This window comes from Streptomyces sp. NPDC003032 (genome assembly GCF_053591415.1).
In genome coordinates, this window is the sequence record NZ_JBSFTT010000010.1 from 102,746 (window position 1) to 125,670 (window position 22,925).

The 22,925-nt window shown below is 71.9% G+C and carries 18 protein-coding genes; 2 read left to right on the top strand and 16 right to left on the bottom strand.

Annotated elements, in window-relative coordinates; translation table 11 throughout:
- Positions 1 to 15: 15 nt before the first annotated feature.
- A complete protein-coding gene (locus ACWDZ7_RS16465) occupies positions 16 to 1,068 on the bottom strand; it encodes a sugar-binding transcriptional regulator (RefSeq protein ID WP_451797568.1) in 1,053 nt (350 codons plus the stop codon).
- Positions 1,069 to 1,146: 78 nt separating this feature from the next.
- Complete coding sequence (rpe, locus tag ACWDZ7_RS16470) at positions 1,147 to 1,833, bottom strand: ribulose-phosphate 3-epimerase (RefSeq protein WP_451797569.1); 687 nt, start codon at positions 1,831 to 1,833, stop codon at positions 1,147 to 1,149.
- 134 nt (positions 1,834 to 1,967) lie between these two features.
- Between rpe and ACWDZ7_RS16475 the strand changes: the two genes are divergently transcribed.
- Positions 1,968 to 4,106: an MMPL family transporter gene (locus tag ACWDZ7_RS16475; protein WP_451797571.1), complete on the top strand. Its 2,139-nt coding sequence runs from the start codon at positions 1,968 to 1,970 to the stop codon at positions 4,104 to 4,106.
- A gap of 19 nt (positions 4,107 to 4,125) precedes the next feature.
- Here ACWDZ7_RS16475 and ACWDZ7_RS16480 read toward each other — a convergent pair whose 3' ends face one another.
- Both ACWDZ7_RS16480 and fmt read right to left on the bottom strand, forming a co-directional pair.
- Positions 4,126 to 5,604 (bottom strand): RsmB/NOP family class I SAM-dependent RNA methyltransferase, encoded by a 1,479-nt coding sequence (locus tag ACWDZ7_RS16480; protein ID WP_451797573.1) that lies wholly within the window; start codon positions 5,602 to 5,604, stop codon positions 4,126 to 4,128.
- A 33-nt stretch (positions 5,605 to 5,637) separates the two neighbouring features.
- Complete coding sequence (gene fmt, locus ACWDZ7_RS16485) at positions 5,638 to 6,582, bottom strand: methionyl-tRNA formyltransferase (protein ID WP_451797574.1); 945 nt, start codon at positions 6,580 to 6,582, stop codon at positions 5,638 to 5,640.
- A gap of 263 nt (positions 6,583 to 6,845) precedes the next feature.
- On the opposite strand from fmt, the gene ACWDZ7_RS16490 reads away from it, so the two are divergent.
- A complete protein-coding gene (locus tag ACWDZ7_RS16490; protein ID WP_451797576.1) occupies positions 6,846 to 7,406 on the top strand; it encodes a hypothetical protein in 561 nt (186 codons plus the stop codon).
- Between the two features lie 478 nt (positions 7,407 to 7,884).
- Here ACWDZ7_RS16490 and ACWDZ7_RS16495 read toward each other — a convergent pair whose 3' ends face one another.
- The 12 genes from ACWDZ7_RS16495 to ACWDZ7_RS16550 form a co-directional block, all read right to left on the bottom strand.
- Entirely contained in the window at positions 7,885 to 10,065 is a 2,181-nt protein-coding gene (locus ACWDZ7_RS16495; RefSeq protein ID WP_451797577.1) for a primosomal protein N', read from the bottom strand.
- Positions 10,066 to 10,183: 118 nt separating this feature from the next.
- Positions 10,184 to 11,392, bottom strand: coding sequence for a methionine adenosyltransferase (metK, locus tag ACWDZ7_RS16500; protein WP_451797579.1), 1,209 nt, complete (start codon positions 11,390 to 11,392; stop codon positions 10,184 to 10,186).
- A 341-nt stretch (positions 11,393 to 11,733) separates the two neighbouring features.
- On the bottom strand, positions 11,734 to 12,936 hold the full coding sequence (gene coaBC, locus ACWDZ7_RS16505) for a bifunctional phosphopantothenoylcysteine decarboxylase/phosphopantothenate--cysteine ligase CoaBC (protein WP_451797581.1): 1,203 nt from the start codon (positions 12,934 to 12,936) through the stop codon (positions 11,734 to 11,736).
- A gap of 110 nt (positions 12,937 to 13,046) precedes the next feature.
- Positions 13,047 to 13,319, bottom strand: a complete 273-nt coding sequence (gene rpoZ / locus ACWDZ7_RS16510; RefSeq protein WP_005319902.1) for a DNA-directed RNA polymerase subunit omega — start codon at positions 13,317 to 13,319, stop codon at positions 13,047 to 13,049.
- A 52-nt stretch (positions 13,320 to 13,371) separates the two neighbouring features.
- Positions 13,372 to 13,965, bottom strand: a complete 594-nt coding sequence (gmk, locus tag ACWDZ7_RS16515; protein ID WP_451518978.1) for a guanylate kinase — start codon at positions 13,963 to 13,965, stop codon at positions 13,372 to 13,374.
- A gap of 38 nt (positions 13,966 to 14,003) precedes the next feature.
- Entirely contained in the window at positions 14,004 to 14,327 is a 324-nt protein-coding gene (locus tag ACWDZ7_RS16520) for an integration host factor (RefSeq protein ID WP_005319887.1), read from the bottom strand.
- A gap of 255 nt (positions 14,328 to 14,582) precedes the next feature.
- Positions 14,583 to 15,431: an orotidine-5'-phosphate decarboxylase gene (gene pyrF / locus ACWDZ7_RS16525; protein ID WP_451797582.1), complete on the bottom strand. Its 849-nt coding sequence runs from the start codon at positions 15,429 to 15,431 to the stop codon at positions 14,583 to 14,585.
- On the bottom strand, positions 15,428 to 16,534 hold the full coding sequence (locus ACWDZ7_RS16530; RefSeq protein WP_451797584.1) for a quinone-dependent dihydroorotate dehydrogenase: 1,107 nt from the start codon (positions 16,532 to 16,534) through the stop codon (positions 15,428 to 15,430). Before ACWDZ7_RS16530 ends, pyrF begins: the two co-directional genes overlap by 4 nt.
- An 89-nt stretch (positions 16,535 to 16,623) precedes the next feature.
- Positions 16,624 to 19,932 (bottom strand): carbamoyl-phosphate synthase large subunit, encoded by a 3,309-nt coding sequence (gene carB / locus ACWDZ7_RS16535; RefSeq protein ID WP_451797586.1) that lies wholly within the window; start codon positions 19,930 to 19,932, stop codon positions 16,624 to 16,626.
- Positions 19,925 to 21,070 carry a glutamine-hydrolyzing carbamoyl-phosphate synthase small subunit gene (gene carA / locus ACWDZ7_RS16540; RefSeq protein ID WP_451797587.1) on the bottom strand — a complete coding sequence of 382 codons (1,146 nt, stop codon included), beginning with the start codon at positions 21,068 to 21,070 and terminating at the stop codon, positions 19,925 to 19,927. The genes carB and carA overlap by 8 nt, the downstream gene beginning before the upstream one ends.
- Positions 21,067 to 21,639 carry a PH-like domain-containing protein gene (locus ACWDZ7_RS16545; RefSeq protein WP_451797588.1) on the bottom strand — a complete coding sequence of 191 codons (573 nt, stop codon included), beginning with the start codon at positions 21,637 to 21,639 and terminating at the stop codon, positions 21,067 to 21,069. The genes carA and ACWDZ7_RS16545 overlap by 4 nt, the downstream gene beginning before the upstream one ends.
- Complete coding sequence (locus ACWDZ7_RS16550; protein ID WP_451797590.1) at positions 21,636 to 22,922, bottom strand: dihydroorotase; 1,287 nt, start codon at positions 22,920 to 22,922, stop codon at positions 21,636 to 21,638. Before ACWDZ7_RS16550 ends, ACWDZ7_RS16545 begins: the two co-directional genes overlap by 4 nt.
- Positions 22,923 to 22,925: the final 3 nt, after the last annotated feature.

Genomic DNA, 22,925 nt, shown 5'->3' on the forward strand with positions numbered 1-22,925 from the left:
CGCACCCGCAGGTACTCAGTTACCGTCCGGGTCGGCCCGATTCAACGCGGGCCGAGGCGGCGCCCCCGCCACCAGCAGCTGATCAGCCGCGGCGGTATCGGTGACCAGACTGGTGACCAGCCCGGACCGGAGCACCGCGTCGATCGCGGCGGCCTTCCGCTGCCCGCCCGCGATGGCGACGACCTCAGGAATCCGCCGCAGCCGGTCCGCCTCGACGGTGATGCACCGTTCCCCGAGGTCCCGCCCGACCCGGCGCCCCTCGGCGTCGAAGAGGTGCGCGGACATCTCGGCGGCCACTCCCAGCGAGGCGTAATGCGCGCGCTCCTCGTCGCTGAGCATGTCGTGGACGGTGGAGATGCCCGGCTCCCAGGAGCCGATGGAGACCGCGGCGACCGTCACCTTGTCGAAGTAGTCGAAGGCACGGGCGATGCCGGTCTGGTTGCGCAGCGCCGCGGCCGTCGCGGGGTCGGGCAGCAGCATCGGCGCGTAGATGGGGTGGGCCTCACCGCCGGAGACCTGCGCGGCGCGGCGCACGGCCTCCACCGAGCCGCGCTCGGCGGTCCCCGCGTCGTAGACACCGGTCAGCTGCACGACCGTGCACGGCGGCAGCTGGTCGAGCGCGGCCGCCATGTGGATCGTGGAGCGGCCCCAGGCGAGGCCGAGCACATCGCCCTCGGTGACGAGTTCGCCGAGCAGGTCCGCCGCGACCTCGCCGAGGTTCTCGGGGTCGGGTGAGTCCTCGATCTCGTCGGTGGGCGCCGGGGACTCCACGACCACGGCGTGCCGCAGGCCGTAGCGGGCGCGCAGCGCGTCCGAGCGCTCGGCGTCCAGCTCTGCCGGGACCCGGATCTCGATACGTACGAGATCCCGCTCAAGGGCGGTCTCCAGGACCCGGGCCACCTTGAAGCGGCTGACGCCGAACTCCTCGGCGATCTGGATCTTGGATTTGCCCTCGAGGTAGAAGCGGCGGGCCATGGCCGCCGCCTGCACCAGCTCCGCGGGTCCCATCCGCATGGCTGACCGACCCGCCGACATGGCCGACACGACGCTCTCCTCACTGCTGTTCACAAACTGGGTTCGCCGTTCATCCTTGCAGATCCGGCCTAGTCGATCAGCCCTGAGGGACTGCGTTCACGTTCCCGTGGCTCAGTGGTCGCATGCCCAGGCACTTGACGCGGTCTTTGCCGCCGCTTGGTCACGCAATGAACGTACCGCTTCTGCCGGATCCTCGGCGCCGTAGACGGCGGAGCCCGCGACGAAGACATCGGCGCCCGCCTCGGCGCAGCGCTCGATCGTGGAGGCCGAGACGCCGCCGTCGACCTGCAGCCACAGCTGCAGGCCGTGCTTGCTGATCAGCTCACGGGTGCGGCGGATCTTGGGCAGCATGATGTCGAGGAACGCCTGGCCGCCGAAGCCCGGCTCGACCGTCATGATCAGCAGCATGTCGAGCTCGGGGAGCAGGTCCTCGTACGGCTCGATGGGCGTCGCCGGCTTCAGCGCCATGGAGGCGCGGGCGCCCTTGGCGCGGATCTCGCGGGCCAGACGCACGGGAGCGGCGGCGGCCTCCGCGTGGAAGGTGACGGATCCGGCGCCCGCTTCGACGTACTGCGGGGCCCAGCGATCGGGGTCCTCGATCATCAGGTGGCAGTCCAGCGGCGTGTCCGTCGCGCGGGCCAGCGACTCTACGATCGGCACGCCGAGGGTGAGGTTCGGGACGAAGTGGTTGTCCATCACGTCGACATGGAGCCAGTCGGCGCCCTCGACGGCCTTTGCCTCCTCGGCAAGGCGGGCGAAGTCCGCGGACAGGATGCTGGGGTTGATCTGCACGGCCATGCCCCAAGACTGCCATGCCCGGCGCCCGTCACCGACCGCGGTCCGAGCCGTGGGCACAGCGGCTCCCGCGGCCGTGCGCCGCGTGCCATGCTGGGCCGTTCACCGGCACCGCGCACGGCAAGCGGGGGGAAGCCATGGCGGACGTACAGGGGCAGGGCCGGCGCGGGGTCGCGTGGCTGGTGTGCGGGCGGCGCACCAAGTGGCTGGTGGTGCTCTTCTGGCTGGTGGTGATCATCGTCGCGGCGCCGCTGGCGCAGAGACTCACCGACGCCCAGGAGAACGACTCCGAGGCCTGGCTGCCGGGCTCCGCCGAGTCCACCCAAGTCATCGAGGTGGCCGACGGGTTCAGGCCCGAGGTGATCCCCGCCGTCGTCGTGTACGCCCGCGAAGGCGGCCTCACCGAGGCGGACCGCGCGCGGATCACCGAGGACGTGCGCGAGGCCGAGGAGCTGCGCGGTCACGGGGTGCGCGGCGCGGAGACCCGCGGCCCGGTCTACGACAGGAAGTCGGGCGCCGAGGCGGCCCAGATCTTCGTCCCGATCACGATGGACGCCGAGGGCTGGGAGCGCATCGGCCCGGCCGTCGACTCCATCCGGGAGCGGGTGGGCAGTGGCGGGGACGGCCTGGGCGTGCACGTCACGGGGCCCGGCGGCACGGCCGCGGACTCCGCCGAGGCGTTCGAGGGCATCGACTCGACGCTGCTCTACTCTGCGGCGGGCATCGTCGTCGTGATCCTGCTGCTCACCTACCGCAGCCCCACCCTGCTGCTCGCCCCGCTGGTCGCGGTGATCGTGGCGCTGTTCACCGCGCAGGCGTTCATCTATCTGCTCGCCGAGCACGCGGACCTGACGGTCAACGGCCAGAGCGCGGGCATCCTGACCGTCCTCCTCTTCGGCGCGGGGACCGACTACGCCCTGCTCCTGGTCGCTCGCTATCGCGAAGAGCTGCGCCGCCACGAGGACCGTCACGAGGCGATGGCGCTCGCCCTGCACCGGGCGGGCCCGGCGGTACTCGCCTCGGGCGCGACCGTCGTCCTGAGCATGCTGGTGCTGCTCGCCGCCGAGATGAACTCGACGCGGGGCCTCGGCCCGGTCGCCGCGATCGGCGTCGCCGTCGGGCTCCTCGCGATGCTGTCGCTCTTCCCCGCCCTCCTGGTGATCTTCGGCCGGTGGTTCTTCTGGCCGCTGGTCCCGCACGTGGGCTCCCCCGAGCCGACCGAGCGCGGTGTGTGGGCCCGCGCGGGCCGGCGCATCGACCGCCGCCCCCGGCTGGTGTGGACCACCACGGCTGCCGTGCTCGCCCTGCTCTCGCTGGGCCTGTTCCAGCTGCGGGCACAGGGGCTCGGCAACGCCGACGCGTTCACCGACAAGCCGGACTCGATCACGGGCCAGGAGGTACTGGCCGAACACTTCCCGGCGGGTTCCGGCGATCCGCTGGTGATCGTGGCGGACAAGGCACGGGCCGCGCAGGTCACGCGGGCCGCCCAGGAGACCCGGGGCGTGGTGCGCGACAGCGTCGGCGTACCGCCCGGGACCAAGCCCGAGCACGACGGCAAGGTCCTGCTGGAGGCGACGCCGACCGACGCTCCGGACAGCGCGGCCGCCAAGCGGACCGTGGAGCGGGTGCGCGACGCCGTCCACGCCGTCCCCGGCGCGGACGCGAAGGTGGGCGGCGGCACGGCGGCGCTGCTCGACATGGACCGCGCGACGGCCCACGACAACAGACTGGTGATCCCGCTGGTCCTGGCCGTGGTCCTGCTGATCCTCGCGGCACTGCTGCGCGCGGTGGTGGCCCCGCTCCTGCTGATCGCGACCGTCGTCCTGTCCTTCGCGACGGCCCTCGGCCTGAGCGCGCTCGCCTTCCGCCACGTCTTCGACTACGCGGGCGAGCCCACCGACTTCCCGCTCTTCGTCTTCGTGTTCCTGGTGGCGCTCGGCATCGACTACAACATCTTCCTGGCCACCCGCGTCCGCGAGGAAGCGGGCCGCCAGGGCACGCGCGCGGGCGTCCTGACGGGCCTCGCCGCGACCGGCGCGGTGATCACTTCGGCGGGCCTGGTCCTCGCGGGCACGTTCGCCGCCCTCGGCACACTCCCGCTGGTGGCGTTCGCCGAGATCGGCTTCGCGGTCGCCCTCGGCGTGCTGCTCGACACCTTCGTCGTACGTTCGGTCCTGGTCACGTCGCTGTTCCTGGACGTAGGAGCGAAGGTGTGGTGGCCACACGCCCTGGCCCGCCGCCCCGAACCGGACGCGGCGGGCCCCAAGGCGCTCTAGCGCCCGGCGACCGACGGCCTCACGCGGTCCGCCGGATCAGCGCGAGATACATCGCGTCCGTCCCGTGCAGATGCGGCCACAGCTGTACGTCGGGACCCTCGCCCAGCGCCGGGACACCGGGCAGCAGCGGCCGCGCGTCAAGCAGTTCGGCGCCGCCGGTGTGCTTGATGACGTCGTCGACGACCGCGCGGGTCTCGGCCAGGTGCGGTGAGCAGGTGGCGTAACCGACGACGCCGCCGACACGCACCGACTCCAGCGCCGTGCGCAGCAGGCCGCGCTGGAGCGGGGCGAAGCCCTCCAGGTCCTCCGGGCGGCGCCGCCAGCGGGCCTCCGGGCGGCGGCGCAGTGCGCCGAGGCCCGTGCAGGGCACGTCCATCAGGACCCGGTCGAAGGTGCCGGGGCGCCACGGCGGGCGGGTGCCGTCGGCGGCGACGACCTGGTACGGGCCGGGGTTGCCGGCGAGCGCCTGCGCGACAAGACGGGCCCGGTGCGGCTGCTTCTCGGCGGCGAGCAGCACGGCACCGCGCTGGGCGGCGAGCCCGGCGAGCAGGGCCGCCTTGCCGCCGGGTCCCGCGCAGCCGTCGAGCCACTTCCCGTCGGGGCCCTCCAGCGGGGCGTTCGCGAGGGCGAGCGCGACGAGCTGGCTGCCCTCGTCCTGCACGCCCGCGCGGCCCTCACGGACGGCCTCGATGAGACCGGGTTCACCGCCCTCGCTGAGCCGCACGGCATACGGCGACCAGCGGCCCGGCAGTGCCGAGTCCTCCCCCACGGAGTCGAGGAGTTCGTCGGCGCCCAAGCGGCCGGGCCGGGCCACGAGCGTGACCTCCGGGCGTTCGTTGTCGGCTTCGAGCAGGTCCTCGATGCCGGCGCGGCCGCCGCCGAGCGCGTCCCACAGCGCCGAGACGACCCAGCGGGGGTGCGAGTGCACGATGGCGAGGTGGTCCTCGGCGTCCTCGTCGTAGGGCGGCGCGACCTTCTCCAGCCACCCGTCGAGATCGTCCTGGGCGACCTTGCGGAGCACCGCGTTGACGAACTTGGCCCGGCCGTCGCCGAGCACCACGCGCGCCAGCTCCACCGAGGCGGAGACGGCGGCGTGCGTCGGGATGCGCGTGCCGAGCAGCTGGTGCACGCCCAGGTTGAGCACGTCGAGCACCGGCGGGTCGACCTCGCGCAGCGGCCGGTCGATGCAGGCCGCCACGATCGCGTCGTACGTCCCCTGGCGGCGCAGCGTGCCGTAGACGAGTTCGGTGGCGAGCGCCGCGTCCCGCGCGTCGAACTTCTCGGGGCCCTCCTTCTCCCTGGCCTTGCGCAGCAGGGGCGGCAGGACGAGGTTCGCGTACGCGTCACGCTCGTCGACGGCCCGCAGCGCCTCGAAGGCGAGGAAGCGGACGGGGTCCTTCTGGGGCCGGCGGTAGGGCTTGCCGGTCTTGCCCGGCTTGCCGGAACCGCCCGGCTTGCCGGAGGGCTTACGGGGAGGCCGGTTCGGCTGGTCGTTCAAAGGTGCTCCGCTGCTGGAATGGGACGAACCCACTCAGCCTACGTCGCCGCCGCCCAGCCGCTCGCCGGGGGCGATCCGCACCCCGCGCGCCCAGTCGGCGCCCCGCATCGGCTTCTTGCCCTGCGGCTGCACCCAGAGCAGCTCGACGGCGTGCGAGCCGGAACCCACGTACACGTTGTTCTTCGCGGCCGACAGCTCACCGGGCGCGAGGTCGGTGCGGTCCGGGACGAGCGCGGCCTGGATGATCTTCAGCCGCTCGCCGCGGAAGACCGTCCAGGCGCCGGGCGCGGGGGTGCAGCCGCGCACCACGCGGTCGACGCGCAGGGCGGGCGCGGCCCAGTCCACCTGGGCGTCCTCGACGGTGATCTTCGGGGCGAGGGTGACGCCGTCGGCCGGCTGCGGCACCGCCTTCAGGCTGCCGTCCTCGATGCCGTCCATGGTCGCGACGAGCAGTCCCGAGCCCGCGAAGGCCAGCCGGGTGAGCAGGTCGCCACTGGTGTCGGTGGGCCGCACCGCCTCCGTGACGGTGCCGTACACCGGCCCCGAGTCGAGTCCCTGCTCGATCAGGAAGGTCGACGCGCCGGTGATCTCGTCGCCCGCCATCACGGCGTGCTGCACGGGCGCGGCACCGCGCCAGGCGGGCAGCAGCGAGAAGTGCAGATTGACCCAGCCGCGGGCCGGCACATCCAGGGCCGCCTTGGGCAGCAGCGCGCCGTAGGCGACCACGGGGCAGCAGTCGGGCCCGATCTCGCGCAGCCGCGCCAGGAACTCCTCGTCACGCGGCTTCACCGGCTTCAGCACCTCGATGCCCGCCTCCCGCGCGCGCTCCGCGACCGGACTCGCGACAAGCCTGCGGCCGCGGCCCGCGGGCGCGTCGGGACGGGTCACGACGGCGGCCACCTCGTGGCGGTCGGAGGCGATCAGGGCGTCCAGGGCGGGGACGGCGACCTCAGGAGTGCCTGCGAAGACGAGCTTCACTGGGTGGTACCTCGGATCTCTGGTGGGAGCGACGGCAGCGCACCAGTCTATGGGCCGCCTCCGACCCCGCCCAGGACGGCCTTCCGGGTGACGTCCGTTGACGCCTTTGGGGGCGTACGAACGGTCGTGCGCCCTGCGCATATGCACATACGCCCCTGCACCGTGACCCCACACGAGCTAGCGCGTTGGTCAAGAAAGAGTTGACCACAATGGGCCGCGGATGCGGCTCGATCCTTTTCAACGCCGGTTCGAGAGGCTTCTTCATGGCCGACCACGCAACCCACGACGCCCAGGCACGGGCCAGCCTGCACCTCTTGGTGCGGGACATCGAGCGGGTCCGCCGGCAGGTGGACGCACTGCGGACCCTCACCGCCCAGCTCGGCAACGTCTACCGCCCGCGCCGCTCCAGCCCCTCCGCGGGCTTCGTCGTGTACGGGCGGGCTCCCGCCCCGACCGTCCGCCTCGCGCAGGAACTGCGGGACAGCGTCGAGACGCTGGTCACCGCGGCGGTGGACTTCGACCGCTCGCTGGGGTTCTCGTGGGATGCGGTGGGCTCGGCCCTCGGCGTCACCAAGCAGGCCGTCCACCGCCGGTACGGCGCGCGGCGAGCCACCACGCAGGCGGCGGCCGAGGCGGAGCGCGCGACGGAGGTCCCGGCTCCCGCCGCGACCACCACGGCTACGGCCACCCGCCCGGTCCCGGTCGGCGCCCCCCTGCCGGCCGTCCCCGCGGCCCGCGCGATGCCGACCCAGCCGACGGCGGGCAGCCCCACCCTCCGCGACGACCCCAGGCCACCCGCCTTCCCCGGCCCCCGCACAGGCTGACTCCCCGAGTGCGCCCTGTCGACTGCCCCCTCTTGCCTCCTTGCTGTGGCGAGGGGGCAGTCGTATGCCGACGCCTCGACGGAAGAACGGAAGAGGAGCCTGACGCGCGGGGGCGCGACACGCGGGGGCGACGAGGGCGCGACACGCGACGAACCCGGGCCTGGCGCATCCGGAATGCGGCACCCGACAGAAGCGGGCGCACCGAGAAGCACCACCCGGCGCGAAGCGGACCCCGGGCCTGACGCATCCGGAATGCGACACCCGCCGGGAACGGGCGTATCCGAGACGCGCCACCCGACGCAAAGCAGACCCCGGGCCTGACGCATCCGCGATGCGGCACCCGACAGAAGCGGTCGCAACCGAGACGCGCCACCCGACGCAAAGCGGACCGGACACCGCCGCACGGCACCCCGCACCCCGCACCCGGCCCGACACACCCACGACGCAATACCCGGCCCGAAGCCGGCCCCCGCGTCCCTCAGCCGATGTCCAGTGGATCCACCCGGATCCGTACCGCCTCGGCGGCGCCCTCCCGGGACCCCTTCGCCCCCCGGGCCATCCGCGCGGCCTGCGCCGCCTTCAGTGAGGCCGCGAGTGCGGCGCCGCTGCCCGGCGGTACGCGGACCAGCACCCGCTCCCACTGCTCGCCGACCGGCGCCGCGCCGGGCCGCCGCGAGGGGCCGGGCCCCGTCTCCCGCACCGGGACGGGGCCCAGCACCACGGCGTCGGAAGGGAGTTCCGCCCCGGCGAGGAACCCCGTGAGCGCCTCCGGCGGCCCGGAGACCGCCGCCATCCGCGACACCGGCGGAAATCCCAGCTCGGCCCGCTCCTCCAGCTCCCGCACCGCGTGCCCCACCGGGTCCCACCGCACGAGCGCCTGCACGGGCCGCAGCGTCGGCTCGGCGACGACCACGACGGTGCCGCCCGCCCCTTGGGGACGTACGAGCGACGCGGCCCCGATCCACCGGCGCAGCGCGTCCTCCCCGGCCCGCAGATCGGGCCGGCCGAGCATGGCCCACCCGTCGAGCAGCAGAGCCGCGGCATAACCGCCCTCGGCGACGGGCTCCGCCCCCGGCGTGCTCACCACCAGCGCGGGCGCCCCCGGCACCGTGTCGAGCACCTGCTCGCGCCCCGAGGTCCGCACCGGCACCGCCGGAAACGCACGCCCCAGCTCCTCGGCGGTCCGCCGCGCCCCGACGATCTGCGCCCGCAGCCGGAACCCGCCACAGGAACCGCAGTGCCAGGCCGCCTCCGCCACCCCGCACCAGCCGCACCGCAGGGCGGCCCCGCTCTCCTGCGCCTCCAGCGGCCCGGCACACCGCCGGCACCGCGCGGGCTCCCGGCAGCGCTCACACGCGAGCCGCGGCACATAGCCGCGCCGTGGCACCTGCACCAGGACGGGCCCGTGCTTCAGCCCTTCCCGTACGGCCCGCCAGGCCAGCGTCGGCAGCCGCGCGGCCCGCGCCGCCTCGTCCCGCGCGAGATCCCCGTCGCCCACCGTGCGTACGAGGGGCGCGGCCCCGCGCACCTGCTCGCGGTCGGCGACCAGAGGCGCGGCCCATCCGGTCTCGACGAGCTGAGCCGCCTCGACCGTGCAGCTCCAACTCCCCAGCAGGAAGCCGCACTTGTCCCGCGCGGCCCGCAGCTCCAGGACCTCGCGCACATGCGGGAAGGGAGCGTGGTCGTCGCTGTGGTTGGAGTCCCCGTCGTCCCAGATGACGACGAGCCCCAGATCCCGTACGGGCGCGAACATGGCGGCCCGCGTCCCGACGACGGCCCGCACCTCCCCGCGCCGCACGGACAGCCACTCCCGATAGCGCCGCTCCTGCCCGGCGTCGGCGGTCAGCAGCGCGTGCCGCCCCTCGCCGAGGAGTGCGGTGAGCGCGGCGTCCACGCGCGCGGCGGGCCGCCCGGTCGGCACGACGACGAGCGCGCCACGCCCCGAGGCGAGCGTGGCCTGCACGGCGCGGGCGATCTCCTCGGCCCACTGCGGCCCGGGCAGCGCTGTCCACACCGCGCGGGGCGACCCCCCGGAGGCCAGGGCGCCGAGGAACTCCGCCCCGTGTCCGTACCGCCGCCAGGTCCCCGCGTCTGGCGCGGCCGGAGGCGCCGGAGGGTCGGACGCCGGACGCGACTCGGCCCGCGCGTGCCGGGGCGGGACCGCCAGCTGCAACACATCGGCGAGGCTTCCCGCGTACCGGTCGGCGACGGCGCGGGCGAGTTCGAGGAGCCCGGCATCGAGCACGGGCTCCGGCGAGACGACCTGGGCCAGAGCGGCCAGCGGCCCCGTGTACTCGGTCTCGGCACACCGCTCGACGATGAAACCGTCGATCAGCCCGCCGCCCTCGCGCCGCCCGTCCCGCACGTTCCGCGACCCGGCGCCGAAGCGCACCCGGACCCGCACCCCGGGCTGGGCCACCGCGTCCAGCTCCTCGGGAACGGCATAGTCGAAGTACCGGTCGAGATGGAGCACACCCTTGTCGACGAGGACCCGCGCCACCGGCAGCTCCTTGGCCAGCGCGGCGCCCCGCCACGTCCGCGGCTTGGCCCGCGGCACCTTGGCCTTGCGCACACTGTCCCGAATCAACGCGAGCTGCTCGGCCTCGGGCACCCCACCCCCGGCCCCCTCACCCGCACCCGACCCGTTCTCCCTGCTCACAGCAGCATTCCTACCAGACCGCACTGACAACGCCGACAGCACCGACAGCGCCGCGAGAACGCCGAGGCCCGGCCCCATGAGGAGAGAGCCGGGCCTCGGTGGAGCGAGCGCGCGGGGACTACAGCCCCGCCGCCTTCCGCAGCGCGTCCACGCGGTCCGTCCGCTCCCACGTGAAGTCGGGGATCGCCCGGCCGAAGTGGCCGTACGCGGCGGTCTGCGCGTAGATCGGACGGAGCAGGTCGAGGTCGCGGATGATCGCGGCCGGGCGGAGGTCGAAGACCTCGGCGATGGCCGTCTCGATCTTGTCCGTGTCGACCGTGGCCGTGCCGAAGGTCTCGACGAACAGACCGACCGGCTCGGCCTTGCCGATGGCGTAGGCGACCTGGACCTCGCAGCGGGCCGCGAGGCCGGCCGCCACGACGTTCTTGGCGACCCAGCGCATCGCGTACGCCGCGGAGCGGTCCACCTTCGACGGGTCCTTGCCCGAGAAGGCACCGCCGCCGTGGCGGGCCATGCCGCCGTACGTGTCGATGATGATCTTGCGGCCGGTGAGGCCGGCGTCGCCCATCGGGCCGCCGATCTCGAAGCGGCCGGTGGGGTTGACCAGCAGGCGGTAGCCCTCGGTCTCCAGCTTGATGCCGTCCTCGAGGAGGGCCTTCAGCTCGGGCTCGACCACGAACTCCCGGATGTCGGGGGCGAGGAGCGAGTCCAGGTCGATGTCGCTCGCGTGCTGCGAGGAGACGACGACCGTGTCGAGACGGACGGCCTTGTCGCCGTCGTACTCGATGGTGACCTGCGTCTTGCCGTCGGGGCGCAGGTAGGGGATCGTCCCGTTCTTGCGCACCTCGGACAGGCGCCGCGAGAGGCGGTGCGCGAGGTGGATCGGGAGCGGCATCAGCTCGGGCGTCTCGTCGCAGGCGTAGCCGAACATCAGGCCCTGGTCGCCCGCGCCCTGCTTGTCCAGCTCGTCCTCATCGCCCTCGACACGCTGCTCGTACGCCGTGTCGACGCCCTGCGCGATGTCGGGGGACTGCGAGCCGATGGACACCGAGACGCCACAGGAGGCGCCGTCGAAGCCCTTCTTCGAGGAGTCGTAACCGATCTCGAGGATCTTGTCGCGCACGAGCTGCGCGATCGGCGCGTACGCCTTCGTCGTGACCTCGCCGGCCACGTGGACGAGGCCGGTGGTGATCAGCGTCTCCACGGCGACCCGGGAGGTCGGGTCCTCCCGCAGAAGCGCGTCGAGAATGGTGTCGCTGATCTGGTCAGCGATCTTGTCGGGGTGACCCTCGGTCACAGACTCCGAGGTAAAGAGGCGCCGGGACACATCGCTCCCTGAGGTTGCAGCGGCTGCTGGCTGATCATTGGTGAACGGCCGGAGGCTGCGCCCGGCGTCGTCCGAGACCAGTTTATCGGTCACACTCGTCCGCCGGACCACATGTCTCGCCACTTGGGAGCCCTGTGACCTGCGGCACTGCATTGTGCGGTACGTTGATCAGTCTCCGCCAGAGGGCCTCGCGCCCGTTTTCCCCGGGTTTGATCCCCTGGCGGAACGAATATGCCATTGAGCCCCGGTGGTGGAGACCCGGTCAAGTAACGCGTCGCATTGTGACCGAGTTCCGTCGAGTTCCGTCGAGTTCAGCCAAGAGACGAAAGTTACCGCTCGTCTCAGGCGAGCCGCTCCGCGACCAGGTCCCAGACCGTGTCCGCGAGCGCCTCCTTCGGGCCGTACGGCACCGGCGTCTCGCTGCCGTCCGCGCCGAGCACGACGGCCTCGTTCTCCTCGGAGCCGAAGGTCTTGCGCTCGCCGACCTCGTTGACGACCAGCAGGTCGCAGCCCTTGCGTTCGAGCTTGGCCCGGCCGTTGGCGAGGACGTCGTCCGTCTCGGCGGCGAAGCCGACGACCACCTGGCCGGGGCGCGGCCTGGCCCCCGCGATCTCGGCGAGGATGTCGGGGTTGCGGACCAGGACGACGGGCGCCGGTTCCTGGCCGTCCTTCTTCTTGATCTTCCCGGCCGCATACGTCTCGGGGCGGAAATCGGCCACGGCGGCCGCCATCACGACGGCGTCGGCGTCGGCCGCGGCCTTCAGGACTGCCTCGCGCAGCTGCACGGCGGTGCCGACCGGCACGATGTCGACCCCGGCCGGGTCGGGCAGCGCGGCGTTCGCCGCCACGAGCGTGACGCGGGCGCCCCGCGCCGCCGCGCTCCGGGCGAGCGCGTAGCCCTGCTTGCCGGATGAGCGGTTGCCGAGGAAGCGGACCGGGTCGAGGGGCTCGCGGGTCCCGCCCGCGCTGACCACGACGTGGCGCCCGGCGAGATCCTGCGCCAGGTCGCCGCGGGCGAGGACACGGCGTACGACCTCGAAGAGCTCGGCCGGGTCCGGGAAGCGGCCCTTGCCGGTGTCGACGCCGGTGAGACGGCCGACGGCGGGCTCGATGACGAGGGCGCCCCGGCGCCGGAGCGTGGCGACGTTCTCCTGGGTGGCCGGGTGCTCCCACATCTCCGTGTGCATGGCCGGGGCGAAGACCACCGGACAGCGGGCCGTGAGGAGCGTGTTGGTGAGCAGGTCGTCGGCGAGGCCGTGGGCCGCCTTGGCGAGCATGTCGGCGGTGGCTGGGGCGACGATCACGAGGTCGGCGTGCTGGCCGATGCGGACGTGCGGCACCTCATGGACGTCGGACCAGACCTCGGTCGAGACGGGGTTGCCGGACAGCGCGGACCACGTCGCGGCGCCGACGAAGTGCAGCGCCGAGGCGGTCGGCACGACGCGCACGTCGTGGCCCGACTCGGTCAGCCGCCGCAGCAGCTCGCACGCCTTGTAGGCGGCGATGCCACCGCTGACCCCCAGAACGACCTTGGGCTTGCTCACCCGTGCCTCCCCGCACTCGGATCTCCGTACCCCGGAGACGTACGACTCCATGACACACCACAGGCCCGGCAGTCGCGCTGCCGGGCCTGTGGTGGAAGAACGGACAACGCCTACTGGGCGGGGCCCTCGATGGCCTCGGACGTCAGCAGGCCCGCGTTGATCTCGCGGAGCGCGATCGAGAGCGGCTTCTCGTGGACGTGGGTGTCCACGAGCGGGCCGACGTACTCCAGGAGGCCCTCACCGAGCTGCGAGTAGTACGCGTTGATCTGGCGCGCGCGCTTGGCGGCGTAGATCACGAGGCTGTACTTCGAGTCGGTGGCTTCGAGCAGCTCATCAATCGGCGGGTTGATGATGCCCTCGGGCGCGGTGATGGAAGAGGACACGCTCTGCCTTCCGATGGGGTCAAGACCAGAAGGGTCAAGACTGGGGTAAAGATCAAAGAACCTTCGTCAAGGCTAGCAGCTCACGGGCCACGTCCTCGACAGAGGTGTTGACCAGGGTCGTGTCGAACTCCGCCTCGGCGGCGAGCTCGACCTTGGCCGCGGCCAGCCTGCGCTCGATCACCTCGGGCACCTCGGTCCCCCGGCCGGTGAGCCGGCGGACCAGCTCGTCCCAGCTCGGCGGGGCGAGGAAGACCAGCTGCGCCTCGGGCATCGACTCGCGCACCAGGCGCGCGCCCTGCAGATCGATCTCCAGGAGGACGGGCTCGCCCGCCTCCAGGCGTTCGAGCACCGCGCGGCGCGGGGTGCCGTAGCGGTTGCCGGCGAACTCGGCCCACTCAAGCAGCTCGCCGTTGGCGATCAGCTTGTCCATCTCCTCGTCGGAGACGAAGAAGTACTGGACTCCGTGCTTCTCACCGGGGCGCGGCTTGCGTGTGGTCGCGGAGACCGAGAGCCAGACCTCGGGGTGTTCTTTGCGCATATGGGCGACGACCGTGCTCTTGCCGACCCCGGAGGGGCCGGAGAGCACGGTCAGCCGCGGACGTACGTCCGGGGGCACGGGGGTCGTCCCCCGGGATGTTGCAGCCATGCAGCGATTATCCAGGTTCTCAGGAGTGCCTGAGAACGTCAGGCAGCGCCACCACCGAACTCGCGCTCAAGAGACGCGATCTGATTGGAGCCGAGACCGCGCACGCGGCGGCTCTCGGAGATGCCAAGACGCTCCATGATCTGCTTGGCGCGGACCTTGCCCACGCCCGGCAGGGACTCCAGGAGGGCGGAGACCTTCATCTTGCCGATGACATCGTTCTCCTGGCCCTGCTTGATGACCTCGTGAAGAGAGGCGCCGGAGTGCTTGAGTCGATTCTTGACCTCGGCCCGCTCCCGGCGAGCCGCGGCGGCCTTTTCGAGCGCGGCTGCGCGCTGTTCAGGGGTAAGGGGCGGAAGAGCCACGCCTACGTCACCTCGGATGTCGAACTGTCGGATACGGACCGGTGAGGAACCTAGTCGCCCCACACCTGGGGAGCAACGTGCAAAGTGCTTGCCCGTTGGCTCTCTCGGAGACTAGCGGCCATGACCGCCGGAGTCAGCGAGAACAGACGAAAAGTCCTGGTCAGCCTCTGTCGAGCCGGACATACACGGCATATCGCACCCGATTTTGGCCGGTGAGTCGTCGACGGGGGCGCGGCGCGTGCTCCGCCGCCGCCCTCAGGCCGCCTCGACCGCCACTCTGATCTCGTCCGCGAAGCGCTCCGCGGCCTCCCGCAGACCGGCGGCGTCCGGTCCGTACCGCAGCACGCCCCGGCTGACGCTCGGCACCACATTGCGCACGGCCGCGCCGAAGACGCCCGGCAGATCGGCCGGGGTCGCGCCCTGCGCGCCGATGCCCGGGGCGAGCAGCGGGCCGTTGACGGCGAGGTCGTACGACGAGAGGTCGCCCAGCGTCGCGCCGACGACCGCGCCGAAGGACCCCAGGGGCGCCTGGCCGGCGTTCTCGGCGGCGAGGTGGCCGAGGACGGTGGCCGCGACCGTGCGGCCGTCCTCGCGGAGCGCGTGCTGCACCTCGGCGCCCTCGGGGTTGGAGGTGAGGGCGAGCACGAAGAGCCCGGCGCCGTTCTCCCGCGCGAGTTCGACGGCGGGCTTCAGGGAGCCGTACCCGAGGTAGGGCGAGACGGTCAGCGCGTCGCTGAAGAGCGGCGAGTCCTTGTGCAGGAAGGTCTCGGCGTACGCGGCCATGGTCGAGCCGATGTCGCCGCGCTTGGCGTCCATGACGACCAGGGCACCGGCGGCCCGCAGCTCCGCGACCGCCTTCTCCAGTACGGCGATGCCCCGCGACCCGAAGCGCTCGAAGAACGCGCTCTGCGGCTTGAAGACCGCGACGGTGCCGGCGAGCGCCTCGACAACGGTCCGCGTGAACCGTTCCAGGCCCGCGATGTCGTCGTCCAGGCCCCACGCGGACAGCAGCGAGGCGTGCGGGTCGATGCCGACACACAGGGGCCCACGCTCGTCCATGGCGTGGCGCAGGCGCGTGCCGAAGGGCTCCAGGGCGACGCTCATGCGGACTTCCTCACGTCGGCGCCGACGGCGTCGGCGAGGGTGGCGTACGGGCTCGTGCGCAGGCGCGCGGCCAGCCCCTTGTGGATGGCGCGGCCCCAGAAGGGCCCTTCGTAGATGAAGGCGCTGTAGCCCTGGACCAGGGTGGCGCCCGCGAGGATGCGCTGCCAGGCGTCCTCGGCGTTCTCGACGCCGCCGACGCCCACGAGCGTGATGCGGTCGCCCACGCGCGCGTAGAGGCGGCGCAGGACCTCCAGGGAGCGTTCCTTGAGGGGCGCTCCGGAGAGACCCCCGACCTCCTTCACCAGCGAGGGTTCGGATTTCAAACCGAGGCTCTCGCGCGCGATGGTCGTGTTGGTGGCGATGATGCCGTCCAGGCCGAGTTCGACGGCGAGGTCCGCGACGGCGTCGACGTCCTCGTCCGCGAGGTCGGGGGCGATCTTCACCAGGAGAGGCACGCGGCGGCCCTCGACGCTGCGGTCGGCGGCCTCGCGCACGGCGGTCAGCAGGGGCCGCAGCGACTCGGTGGCCTGCAGGTCGCGCAGGCCCGGCGTGTTCGGGGACGACACGTTGACGACCAGGTAGTCGGCGTGGCGGGCGAGGCGCTCGGTCGACTTCACGTAGTCGGCGGTGGCCTCGTCCTCCGGTACGACCTTGGTCTTGCCGATGTTGACGCCCACGACGGTCCTGAAGACCGGCGTACGGGAGGCGAGCCGCTCGGCGACGGCCGCCGAGCCTTCGTTGTTGAAGCCCATGCGGTTGATCAGCGCGCGGTCGGGGACGAGGCGGAACATCCGCTTCTTGGGGTTGCCGGGCTGCGGCTCCCCGGTGACCGTGCCGATCTCGATGTGGTCGAAGCCGAGCATCGACATGCCGTCGACGGCGACGGCGTTCTTGTCGAAGCCCGCCGCGAGCCCGAAGGGCCCGTGCATCCGCAGCCCGAGGGCCTCGGTGCGCAGCTCCTTGTGGCGGGGCGCGAGGACGGCCGCGACGAAGGTGCGCAGCACCGGGACGCGGGCCACGAGGCGGATCCAGCGGAAGGCCATGTGGTGGGCCTGCTCCGGGTCCATGCGCTTGAAGACGAGGTTGAAGAAAAGCTTGTACATGTTCGTTGTCCTCACGAAGAGGTTGTCCTCATGAAGAGGTTGTCCTCATGAAGAGGGGGACACCGTTTCCGGTGTCCCCCTCAGGGCTGCTAGTCGCGGGCCGCGGTCAGGTGCTGCGCGTGTTCCTGGAGCGAGCGGACGCCCACGTCCCCGCCGCTGAGCGCGTCGATGCCCTGGACGGCGGCGGCGAGCGCCTGGACCGTCGTGAGGCACGGCACGGAGCGCGCCACGGCCGCCGTACGGATCTCGTAGCCGTCGAGGCGGCCGCCGGTGCCGTACGGGGTGTTGACGATGAGGTCGACGCCGCCGTCGTGGATGAGCTGGACGATGGTCTTCTCGCCGTTCGGGCCCTCGCCCTCGGACTGCTTGCGCACGACGGTGGCGTTGATGCCGTTGCGCTTGAGCACCTCGGCCGTGCCGGACGTGGCGAGCAACTCGAAGCCGTGGCCGACCAGTTCACGCGCCGGGAAGATCATCGAGCGCTTGTCGCGGTTGGCGACGGAGATGAAGGCGCGGCCCTTGGTGGGCAGCGGACCGTACGCGCCCGCCTGCGACTTGGCGTACGCCGTCCCGAAGACGGAGTCGATGCCCATGACTTCGCCCGTGGAGCGCATCTCCGGGCCGAGGACGGTGTCGACGCCGCGCCCGTGGATGTCGCGGAAGCGCGACCACGGCATGACGGCCTCCTTGACGGAGATCGGCGCGTCCATGGGCAGCGTGCCGCCGTCGCCGTGCCTGGGCAGCATGCCCTCCGCGCGCAGCTCGGCGATGGTCGCGCCGAGCGAGATCCGGGCGGCGGCCTTGGCCAGCGGCACCGCGGTCGCCTTCGAGGTGAAGGGGACGGTGCGGGAGGCGCGCGGGTTGGCTTCGAGGACGTACAGGATGTCGCCCGCCATGGCGAACTGGATGTTGATGAGTCCGCGGACGCCGACGCCCTTGGCGATGCCTTCCGTGGAGGCGCGCAGGCGCTTGATGTCGAAGCCGCCGAGCGTGATCGGGGGCAGCGCGCAGGCCGAGTCGCCGGAGTGGATGCCGGCCTCCTCGATGTGCTCCATGACGCCGCCGAGGTAGAGCTCGGTGCCGTCGTAGAGCGCGTCCACGTCGATCTCGATCGCGTCGTCGAGGAAGCGGTCGACGAGGACCGGCCGCGAGGGGCTGATCTCGGTGGACTCCTCGATGTACGAGGCGAGGCGCGTCTCGTCGTACACGATCTCCATGCCGCGGCCGCCGAGCACGTACGACGGGCGTACGAGGACGGGGTAGCCGATCTCGTCGGCGATGGCCTTGGCCTCGGCGAACGTCGTCGCGGTGCCGTGCTTGGGCGCCGGGAGGCCCGCCTCGGCGAGGACGCGGCCGAAGGCGCCGCGGTCCTCGGCGGCGTGGATGGCCTCGGGCGGGGTGCCGACGACCGGGACGCCGTTGTCCTTGAGGGCCTGCGCGAGGCCCAGCGGGGTCTGGCCGCCGAGCTGGACGATGACGCCCGCGATCGGCCCGGCCTGCGCCTCGGCGTGGACGATCTCCAGGACGTCCTCCAGGGTGAGCGGCTCGAAGTAGAGCCGGTCGGAGGTGTCGTAGTCGGTGGAGACGGTCTCGGGGTTGCAGTTGACCATCACGGTCTCGTAGCCCGCGTCGCTGAGCGCGAAGGAGGCGTGGACGCAGGAGTAGTCGAACTCGATGCCCTGGCCGATGCGGTTCGGGCCGGAGCCCAGGATGATCACCGCGGGCTTCTCGCGCTTGGCGACCTCGCTCTCCTCGTCGTACGAGGAGTAGAAGTACGGCGTCTTCGCGGCGAACTCGGCGGCGCAGGTGTCGACCGTCTTGTAGACCGGGCGCACCCCGAGGGCGTGCCGGACCTCGCGGACGACGTCCTCGCGCAGACCGCGGATCTCGGCGATCTGGGCGTCGGAGAAGCCGTGGCGCTTGGCCTCGGCGAGCAGGTCGGAGTCGAGGCGCTCGGCGGCGGCCAGCTCGTCCGCGATCTCCTTGATCAGGAAGAGCTGGTCGACGAACCACGGGTCGATCTTCGTGGCGTCGAAGACCTCGTCGGGGGTGGCGCCCGCGCGGATGGCCTGCATGACGGTGTTGATGCGCCCGTCGGTCGGCCGGACGGCCTCCTCCAAAAGAAGAGCCTTGTCGCCGGGCTCGCCCACGAAGGTGAACTGTGAGCCCTTCTTCTCCAGCGAGCGCAGCGCCTTCTGCAGCGCCTCGGTGAAGTTGCGGCCGATGGCCATGGCCTCGCCGACCGACTTCATGGTGGTCGTCAGGGTCGAGTCCGCCGACGGGAACTTCTCGAAGGCGAAGCGCGGGGCCTTGACCACTACGTAGTCAAGGGTCGGCTCGAAGGAGGCGGGGGTCTTCTCGGTGATGTCGTTGGGGATCTCGTCCAGCGTGTAGCCGACGGCCAGCTTCGCGGCGATCTTAGCGATCGGGAAGCCGGTGGCCTTCGAAGCGAGCGCCGAGGACCGCGAGACGCGCGGGTTCATCTCGATGACGATGACGCGGCCGTCGGTCGGGTCGATCGCGAACTGGATGTTGCAGCCGCCGGTGTCGACGCCGACCTCACGGATGATCGCGATGCCGACGTCCCGCAGGGTCTGGTACTCGCGGTCGGTGAGCGTCATCGCGGGCGCGACGGTGATGGAGTCGCCGGTGTGCACGCCCATCGGATCGAAGTTCTCGATGGAGCAGACGACCACGACGTTGTCGTTCTTGTCGCGCATCAGCTCCAGCTCGTACTCCTTCCAGCCGAGGATGGACTCCTCCAGGAGCACCTCGGTGGTCGGCGAGAGCGTGAGGCCCTGTCCGGCGATGCGGCGCAGCTCCTCCTCGTCGTGCGCGAAACCGGAACCGGCGCCGCCCATCGTGAAGGAGGGGCGGACGACCACGGGGTAGCCGCCGAGCGCGTCGACGCCCTTGAGGACGTCGTCCATGGAGTGGCAGATGTACGAGCGTGCGGACTCGCCGTGCCCGATCTTCTTGTTGACCTCTTCGACGACGCCCTTGAACAGCTCGCGGTCCTCGCCCTTGTTGATCGCCTCGACGTTGGCTCCGATGAGCTCGACGCCGTACTTCTCCAGGACGCCCTGCTCGTGCATGGAGATCGCCGTGTTGAGGGCCGTCTGGCCGCCCAGCGTCGGCAGCAGCGCGTCGGGGCGCTCCTTGGCGATGATCTTCTCGACGAACTCCGGGGTGATCGGCTCGACGTACGTGGCGTCGGCGATCTCCGGGTCGGTCATGATCGTCGCCGGGTTGGAGTTGACGAGGATGACGCGCAGGCCCTCGGCCTTGAGGACGCGGCACGCCTGGGTGCCGGAGTAGTCGAACTCGGCGGCCTGGCCGATGACGATCGGGCCGGAGCCGATGACCAGGACGGACTGGATATCGGTGCGCTTAGGCACGCTGGGCTCCTTCTGCGGTCATCAGGGATACGAAGCGGTCGAAGAGGTACGCGGCGTCGTGCGGGCCCGCGGCGGCTTCGGGGTGGTACTGGACGCTGAACGCCGGCTGGTCGAGCAGCTGGAGCCCCTCCACCACCTGGTCGTTCAGGCACACGTGGGAGACCTCGGCGCGCCCGTAGGGGGTGTCGGAGACCTTGTCGAGGGGGGCGTCGACGGCGAAGCCGTGGTTGTGCGCGGTGACCTCGACCTTGCCGGTCGTGCGGTCCTGCACCGGCTGGTTGATGCCGCGGTGGCCGTACTTCAGCTTGTACGTGCCGAAGCCGAGCGCGCGCCCGAGGATCTGGTTGCCGAAGCAGATGCCGAAGAGCGGCGTCTTGCGCTCCAGGACGCCCTTGACCACGGTCAGGTCGACGGTCGAGGGGTCACCGGGGCCGTTGGACAGGAAGAAGCCGTCCGGGTCGACCGCGTACACGTCGTCGAGCGTCGCGGTGGCGGGCAGCACGTGCACCTCGATGCCGCGCTCGGCCATGCGGTGCGGGGTCATGCCCTTGATGCCGAGGTCCAGGGCGGCCACGGTGAACTTCTTCTCACCGATGGCCGGTACCACGTAGGGCTCGGTGGTGGCGACCTCTGCGGAGAGGTCGGCGCCCACCATCTCGGGGGCCTCCTTGACGCGGGCGAGCAGCGTCGCGTCGTCGGAGAGCGCCTCTCCGGAGAAGATGCCCACGCGCATCGCGCCGCGCTCGCGCAGGTGGCGGGTGAGCGCACGCGTGTCGATGCCGCTGATGCCGACGACGCCCTGCTCGGTCAGCTCGTCGTCCAGAGTGCGCCGGGAGCGCCAGTTGGAGGGCACGCGTGCGGGGTCGCGCACGACGTAACCGGCGACCCAGATGCGGCGGGACTCGGCGTCCTCGTCGTTCACACCGGTGTTGCCGACGTGCGGGGCCGTCATGACGACGACCTGGCGGTGGTACGAGGGGTCGGTCAGGGTCTCCTGGTAGCCGGTCATGCCGGTGGAGAACACCGCTTCGCCGAAGGTCTCCCCCACGGACCCGTAGGCACGGCCGCGGAAGGTGCGGCCATCCTCCAGGACGAGTACGGCGGGAGCCTTGCCGGCTCCCCGGGTGGAGATCGTCATCGTGCGGTGCCTTCCGTAGTGCTGGACGTCTTGATCATGCTGTTGATGGCCTCGACCCACTGGGCCTGCTCGGCCGCGTGGTCGGAGCGGAAACCGGAGTCGAGCAGCTTCTCGCCGTGTTCCCAGGTGACGATCAGGAGACCGCCCTCCGCGAGGACCTTTCCGGCGATGCCCTTGTCGAGACGGGCCTCGCGCAGCTGTTCGGCCGGGATGAAGAAGTCGGCCGCTCCGGGGCGTACGACATCGAGTCCCGCGTCGGTGAGCGTCAGCTCGACGCGGCTGCGGGCGCCGAGGCCGTGCGCCACGACGCGGTCGAGCCACTGCCCGGCCGTGGTGGAGCCGTGGTAGCGGCCGCTCAGCTCCAGTCTCGCCGGGCCCGGGTCGGTCGGCGCGCCGGGCAGCTCGGGCAGGTCGCCCTGGAGCGTGCCGCGCCACTTCCAGCCCTCGCGCATCAGCCAGTAGACGAGCGCGATGAAGAGCAGCAGTCCGACGACCCAGCCGAGCCGTGCGGCCCAGTCGGTCACGTCCGCCGATTCCTTCTCGGCGGCCAGTTCCAGAAGAGATGTCACGCGAGATTCCCGTCGACGAGCGTGGCCCGGCCCCGGAGCCACGTGTGCGTGACGCGGCCCGGCAGCTCACGGCCCTCATAGGGAGTGTTGCGGCTGCGCGAGGCGAAGCCCGCGGGGTCCACTTCCCCACGGTAATCGGCATCGACCAGGACGAGGTTCGCGGGCTCACCTGCCGAGACGGGGCGGCCGTGCCCGGTGGCCCGGCCGATCCTCGCGGGCTTGAAGGACATGCGGTCGGCGACCGCTTCCCAGGTCAGCAGGCCGGTCTCGACCATCGTCTGCTGGACGACGGACAGGGCGGTCTCCAGGCCGACCATGCCCATGGCGGCCGCGGCCCACTCGCAGTCCTTGTCCTCGTGCGGGTGCGGGGCGTGGTCGGTGGCGACGATGTCGATGGTGCCGTCGGCGAGGGCCTCGCGCAGCGCCATGACGTCGCGCTCGGTGCGCAGCGGCGGGTTGACCTTGTAGACGGGGTTGTACGTGCGGACCAGCTCGTCGGTGAGGAGGAGGTGGTGCGGGGTGACCTCGGCGGTGACGTTGATGCCGCGCGACTTGGCCCAGCGCACGATCTCGACGGAGCCCGCGGTCGAGAGGTGGCAGATGTGGACGCGGGAGCCGACGTGCTCGGCGAGCAGCACATCGCGCGCGATGACCGACTCCTCGGCGACGGCGGGCCAGCCGCCGAGGCCCAGCTCGGCGGAGACGACGCCCTCGTTCATCTGGGCGCCCTCGGTGAGGCGCGGCTCCTGCGCGTGCTGCGCGACGACGCCGCCGAAGGCCTTCACGTACTCCAGGGCACGGCGCATCATCACGGCGTCGTCGACGCACTTGCCGTCGTCGGAGAAGACGGTGACCCCGGCGGCCGACTCGTGCATGGCGCCCAGCTCGGCGAGCTTCTTGCCCTCCAGGCCGACGGTGACGGCGCCGATGGGCTGCACGTCGCAGTAGCCGGACTCCTTGCCGAGCCGGTAGACCTGCTCGACGACGCCGGCGGTGTCGGCGACGGGGAAGGTGTTGGCCATGGCGAACACGGCGGTGTAGCCACCGGAGGCGGCGGCGCGGGTGCCGGTGAGGACGGTCTCGGAGTCCTCGCGCCCCGGCTCGCGCAGGTGGGTGTGGAGGTCGACGAGGCCCGGCAGGAGCACCTTGCCCTCGGCCTCGACGACGGTCGCGCCCTCGGCGGAGAGCCCGGTGCCCACGGCCTCGATGGTCTCGCCGTCGATCAGGACGTCCTGCGCCTCGCCGCCGAGCACCTTCGCACCACGGATCAGGATCTTGCTCATGTT